This window comes from Gaiella sp. (assembly GCF_057140465.1).
Map to the genome: position 1 here is coordinate 1 of NZ_DBNHWK010000033.1, position 6,115 is coordinate 6,115.

The following is a 6,115-nucleotide window of genomic DNA, read 5'->3' on the forward strand; positions in this document are numbered from 1 at the left end:
CCACTCGACGCTGTCGGCGGCTTCGACCATCTGGCGGGTTCGGGGCTGCAGGTTTCGCGGGTTCTGGAAATAGTTGGAGAGACGGCTGCGCAGCGACTTGGCCTTGCCCACGTAGATGACGCGCCCGTCGCTGTCCTTGAACTGGTAGGAGCCCGGCGTGTCGGGAATCGTCCCTGCCGGTGGCCGCTGAACCACGACGCTCCCCTAGAGAGTGCCGGCAGCGGCGAGGATCGGAGCCAGGAACCGGCCGGTGTAGCTCTCGTCGGTCTTGGCGACGACCTCGGGCGGGCCCTCCACGACGACGGCGCCACCACCATCGCCCCCGTTGGGACCGAGGTCGACGATCCAGTCAGACGACTTGATGATGTCGAGGTTGTGCTCGATGACCAGAACCGTGTTGCCCTGGTCGACGAGTCGCCCCAGGACCGTCATCAGCTTGCGGACGTCCTCGAAATGCAGGCCCGTCGTCGGCTCGTCGAGGATGTAGAGCGTGCGGCCGGTCGCCACCTTCGACAGCTCCGCGGCCAGCTTCACGCGCTGGGCCTCCCCGCCGGAGAGCGTCGTCGCGGGCTGCCCGAGTCGGATGTAGTCGAGCCCGACGTCGTGCAGCGTCTGCAGGCGGCGGCGGATCTTCGGGATCTTCGCGAAGAACCCGAGCGCCTCCTCGACCGACATCTCGAGCACGTCGGCGATCGACTTGCCCTTGAAGCGCACCTCGAGCGTCTCCTTGTTGTAGCGGTGGCCGTGGCACGTCTCGCAGGGGACGTAGACGTCGGGGAGGAAGTGCATCTCGATCTTGATCTGCCCGTCGCCCCGACAGGCCTCGCAGCGGCCGCCGCGGACGTTGAAGGAGAAGCGACCCGGCTTGTAGCCGCGCACCTTCGCCTCGGGCGTCAGCGAGTACAGCTCGCGCACGTGCGTGAAGAGGTCGGTGTACGTCGCCGGGTTCGACCGCGGCGTCCGCCCGATCGGCGACTGGTCGATGTCGATCACCTTGTCGAAGACCTCGATGCCCTCGACGCCGAGGTGGTCGCCGGGCTTCACGCGCATGCGGTTCAGCTGGTTCGCGAGGGCCTTGTAGACGATCTCGTTCACGAGCGTCGACTTGCCGGACCCCGAGACGCCCGTGACGCAGATGAAGTTCGCGACCGGGAAGCTGACGTCGATCCCCTTCAGGTTGTGCTGGGCGGCGCCGCGGACCGTGAACACGCCGCGGTCGGCGCCGCGCCGTGACGGCACGGCGATCCTGCGCGCGCCCGAGAGGAAGGCGCCCGTGACCGACTCGTCGCTCGCCTCGACAGCGGCCGCGTCCCCGACGGCGACCACGTGCCCGCCGTGCTCTCCGGCGCCCGGCCCCATGTCGACGATCCAGTCGGCGGCGCGCATCATCTGCTCGTCGTGCTCGACGACGAGCACGGTGTTGCCGAGGTCGCGCAGCCGCTCGAGCGTCCCGATCAGGCGGTCGTTGTCGCGCTGGTGGAGGCCGATCGAGGGCTCGTCGAGGATGTAGAGCACGCCCACGAGCTGCGAGCCGATCTGCGTCGCGAGCCGCAGGCGCTGCGCCTCCCCGCCCGAGAGGGTCTTCGCCGCCCGGTCGAGCTGCAGGTACCCGACGCCGACGTCGGCGAGGAAGGTGAGGCGCTCGCGGATCTCCTTCACGATCCGGTGCCCGATCAGCTGCTCCGTCGGCGTCAGCTCGAGCTCGTCGAGGAACCGCAGCGCCTGGGTCACCGACATCCGCGTGAAGCCGTGGATCGAGAGGCCGCCGACGGTGACCGCGAGCACCTCGGGCTTGAGACGGGCGCCGTCGCACTCGGGGCAGGAGCGCATCGACATGTACTCCTCGATCCGCTCGCGCTGCTGCGTCGAGTCGGTCTCGCGGTAGCGCCGCTGCAGGCTCGAGACGAGCCCCTCGAACGCCATCGTGTACTGCCGCTTGCGCCCCATCCGGTTGCGGTACGTCACGAGCAGCCGGTCGCCGTCCGTCCCGTAGAGGAAGCGGTCCTGCTGCTCCGCCGGGAGCTCGCGCCACGCCACGTCGAGCGGGATCTCGTAGCGGTCGGCGATCGCCTGGATCACCGACTCGTAGAAGCCCTGGCCGCCCAGCGACCACGGCACGAGCGCGCCCTCCTCGATCGAGCGCGCCGTGTCGGGAACGAGCAAGTCCGGATCGACCTCGAGCTGGGCCCCGAGGCCGGTGCAGCGGGGGCAGGCGCCGTGCGGCGAGTTGAAGGAGAAGATGCGCGGCTCGAGCTCGGGCAGCGAGACGCCGTGGTCGGGGCACGCGAAGTTCTCGGAGAAGAGGAGCTGCTCTCCGGCGTCGACGAGGTCGAGGGCGACGAGCCCCTCGGCGAGCGCGGCGGCGGTCTCGATCGACTGCGTGAGGCGCTGGCGGAGGTCCGGCTTCATCACGAGGCGGTCGACGACGACCTCGATCGTGTGCTTGAACTTCTTGTCGAGCGTGATCTCGTCCTCGAGCAGGTGCTGCTCGCCGTCGACCTTGACCCGGGTGAAGCCGTCGCGCCGCAGCTCCTCGAGCACGTCCTTGAACTCGCCCTTGCGGTCACGGACGACGGGCGCGTTCACCGTGAAGCGCGTCCCCTCGGGGAGCGCGAGCGCCTGCTCGACGATCTGGTCGAGGCTCTGCCCGGCGATCGGGCGGCCGCAGACGGGGCAGTGCGGCCGTCCGGCGCGCGCGTAGAGGAGCCGCAGGTAGTCGTAGACCTCGGTGACGGTGCCGACGGTCGAGCGCGGGTTGCGCGACGTCGTCTTCTGGTCGATCGAGATCGCCGGCGAGAGCCCGTCGATCGAGTCGACGTCGGGCTTCTCCATCATCTGCAGGAACTGGCGCGCATACGCCGAGAGAGACTCGACGTAGCGACGCTGACCCTCCGCGTAGATCGTGTCGAACGCGAGCGACGACTTCCCCGACCCCGAGAGGCCGGTCACGCAGACGAGCTTGTTGCGCGGGAGCGCGACCGTGACGTCCTTCAGGTTGTGCTCGCGGGCGCCGTGGACGACGAGCTCTTCGGCCTGCATCCCGGCGAGTCTACCCGGGCCCTCGGTACCGAACAAGTGTTCGATCGGATCCGCCCGGCAACTCCTTGCGACGCGGAGTGAGCAGGCCGACGCGGACAGCGCTCCGTTCTCCTTGAGCGCGAGGACGCCGTGTGTAAGAGTCGAGGCAATCCCCTACAAGGAGGTGCATGCGCGATGGCGGATGCTGCTCTCTTCATCGGGTGGGGGGAGATCGTGCGCGGCCGCGAGGCAGAGGCGGCCGAGAGCTTCAACGCGACGATCTCCTACCTCGCCGGTCTGCAGGAGGAAGGCGTGATCGAGAACTTCGAGCCGGTCTTCCTCGAGCCCCACGGGGGCGACCTCGAGGGGTTCTTCCTCGTCCGCGGGGAGGCCGAGAAGCTCGCGATCCTGCGCGTGGACGAGGAGTTCGGCAAGGTCGTGATGCGGGCCGGCCTGATCGCCGACCGTGTCGGCGTCGTCGGCGCCGCGATCGGTGAGCGCCTCGAGCGCCAGTTCGGGAACTGGAGCGAGGCGATCGCCGTCCACGCCTAGGCGAGAGACGCCGCGGGGCGGCGCCGGACGCCCGACGGAGCGCCGGCCTCGCCCTGCGGCGACACCTGGATGGACCGGGACGGCCGCAGGGGAAGGCCCCGCGGCTGCAGCGCGCCGCTGCCCACGCGAGGGGTCGGGACGGCGTCAGGCCCTGCGCCAGCGGCCGAACACGAGCCCGCCGAGTGTGAACCCGAGCCCGAACGTGCCGACGGCGAACGCGCCGATCGCGATCGCCTTGCGCCAGACGGACAGCCGCTGCCAGCGGCTGATCGCCGCCGCCTCCTCTTCGGTCAGCTCCTCCCCGCGCCGCTGCTTGCGGATGGCCCCTCCCGCCTGGAGGCCGAGGTAGAGGTCGTCGAAGATCTCCGGGCCGTCGGACACGCCTTCGAGTGTATAGCCTCTTCCGGCGGTGACCGCCCGCGTGACCGCCGACCGCCCCGTCGTCGCCGCCTTCGACGTCGACGGCACGCTCACCCGACGTGACAGCATCGGCCCGTTCCTCCTCCGGGTCGCCGGCCTCAGGCTGCCTCTCGCGCTCGCCCGCCGACCCCGAGCGCTCGGGACCGGGCTCCTCCGACGCGATCAGAACCGGCTGAAGGAGCTCGTGTGCTCCTCGCTCGCCGGTGTCGACGAGCGGGGCGTCCTGGCCGCGGGAGCGGCCTACGGGCGAGAGCTCCACGAGCGGCGCCTCCGACCCGACACGCCGGCTCGGCTGCGGCGCCATCGCGAGCTCGGCCACCGTGTGGTGCTCGTCTCGGCGTCGCTCGAGCCGTACCTCGTTCCCCTGGGCGCGCTCCTCGGCGTGGACGCCGTTCTCTGCACGCGCCTCGAGACGGATCCCGAGGGACGGTTCACGGGTCGCCTCGACGGGGCGAACTGCCGTGGGCCGGAGAAGGCGCGGCGACTCGACGCGTGGCTGCGGGAGACGGGCCTGGAGCGCGCGGAGATCTGGGCCTACGGCGACTCGTCCGGGGACGACGCCCTGCTCGCGATGTCCGACCATCCCGTCCGGGTGCGGCGAACGCACGTCTCTCCGGAGCCGGTGGCGTAGGGTACTCCGGATGGGAGAGAACCGAGACCTCGCGGATCTCCGCCGCCGGCTCGCCGAGATCGCAGACATCGAGAGCGCCGAGGCCGTGCTCGGCTGGGACCAGCTCGTGATGATGCCGCGGCCGGGCGCCGCCACCCGCGCGAAGCAGCTCTCGACGCTGCGCTCGATCGCACACGCCCGCTTCACCGACCCCGAGATCGGCCGGTTGCTCGACGCGCTCGAGCCGTACGCGGAGTCACTCCCCTACGACTCGGACGACGCCAGCCTGATCCGCGTCACGCGGCGCGACTGGGACAAGGCGACGCGCATCCCCACCGAGTTGAGCGCGGCGATGGCACAGCACAACTCCGAGGCGACCGAGGCCTGGGTGACGGCGCGCGCGAACGACGACTACGCGAGCTTCCGCCCCTGGCTCGAGCGCACGCTCGAGCTCCGCGCACGCTACGCCGAGTGCTTCGAGCCCGGCGACGATCCCTACGACGTCCACCTCGACCAGTTCGAGCCGGAGCTGAAGACGGCCGAGGTCCGACGCGTCTTCGACCGGATCAGGCCGGTGCTCCAGGAGTTGACGAACCAGGCGGCCCGCGACGACGTCGAGCCCTTCGAGACCGCCTTCTACCCGGAGGACCGCCAGCGCGAGCTGTCCGTCGAGCTGATGCGGGCCTTCGGCGCGGACGACGCCTTCCGGCTCGATCCCACCGTCCACCCCTTCTGCACGAGCTTCTCGACGCAGGACGTCCGCCTCACCACCCGGTACGCGGAGAACGACCTCCACGGAACGTCCATGTTCTCCACGATGCACGAGGCCGGGCACGGGCTCTACGAGCGCGGCGTGAGCCCGGCGCTCGAGCGCACGCCGCTCGCCCACGGGTGCTCGATGGCGCTCCACGAGTCGCAGAGCCGGCTCTGGGAGAACGTGATCGGGCGCTCGCCGGCGTTCTGGCGCTGGTTCTACCCGCGAATGCAGTCGGCGTTCCCGGAGGCGCTCGACGGCGTGCCCGGCGACCGCTTCTACCGCACCGTGAACGGCGTCCGGCGCTCGCTGGTGCGCGTCGACGCGGACGAGGTCTCGTACGGGCTGCACATCATCCTCCGCTTCGAGCTCGAGCAGCGGCTGCTGTCCGGGGAGCTCCCGACGGCCGACCTCCCCGACGCCTGGGGCGAGCGGTTCGAGGAGCTGATCGGGGCCCCGGTGCCGAACGATCGGCTCGGCTGCCTGCAGGACGTGCACTGGGGAGGCGGGAGCTTCGGCTACTTCCCCACGTACCAGCTCGGGAACGTGATCTCGGCCCAGATCTGGGCGCGGCTCCTCCAGGACGTCCCCGACGCGGAGGAGCAGATCGAGCGCGGGGCGTTCGAGGAGATCCACACGTGGCTGCGCGACCACCTGTACGTCCTCGGCCGCAAGTTCACGCCGACGGAGACGCTCGAGCGGGTCGTGGGCGGCCCGATCGACCCGGAGCCGTACCTCGCGTACCTGCGCGCGAAGGTGGC

General features: G+C 70.5%; 6 protein-coding genes. 3 read left to right on the forward strand and 3 right to left on the reverse strand.

The genetic code is table 11. The features are described from left to right. Nucleotides 1-195: GIY-YIG nuclease family protein (locus AC162C_RS05205; protein WP_484096620.1), on the reverse strand; the 195-nt coding region annotated here is incomplete at its 3' end. Nucleotides 196-204: 9 nt separating this feature from the next. Beyond that, nucleotides 205-3,039, reverse strand: coding sequence for an excinuclease ABC subunit UvrA (gene uvrA / locus AC162C_RS05210; RefSeq protein ID WP_484096621.1), 2,835 nt, complete (start codon nucleotides 3,037-3,039; stop codon nucleotides 205-207). A gap of 174 nt (nucleotides 3,040-3,213) precedes the next feature. Between uvrA and AC162C_RS05215 the strand changes: the two genes are divergently transcribed. Beyond that, nucleotides 3,214-3,570, forward strand: coding sequence for a hypothetical protein (locus AC162C_RS05215; protein WP_484096622.1), 357 nt, complete (start codon nucleotides 3,214-3,216; stop codon nucleotides 3,568-3,570). A 144-nt stretch (nucleotides 3,571-3,714) separates the two neighbouring features. Here the strand turns inward: AC162C_RS05215 and AC162C_RS05220 are convergent, their stop codons facing one another. Then, entirely contained in the window at nucleotides 3,715-3,951 is a 237-nt protein-coding gene (locus AC162C_RS05220; protein ID WP_462973335.1) for a hypothetical protein, read from the reverse strand. Between the two features lie 28 nt (nucleotides 3,952-3,979). On the opposite strand from AC162C_RS05220, the gene AC162C_RS05225 reads away from it, so the two are divergent. Further along, nucleotides 3,980-4,621, forward strand: a complete 642-nt coding sequence (locus AC162C_RS05225; RefSeq protein WP_484096623.1) for an HAD-IB family hydrolase — start codon at nucleotides 3,980-3,982, stop codon at nucleotides 4,619-4,621. A gap of 10 nt (nucleotides 4,622-4,631) precedes the next feature. After that, nucleotides 4,632-6,115: carboxypeptidase M32 (locus tag AC162C_RS05230; RefSeq protein WP_484096624.1), on the forward strand; the 1,484-nt coding region annotated here is incomplete at its 3' end.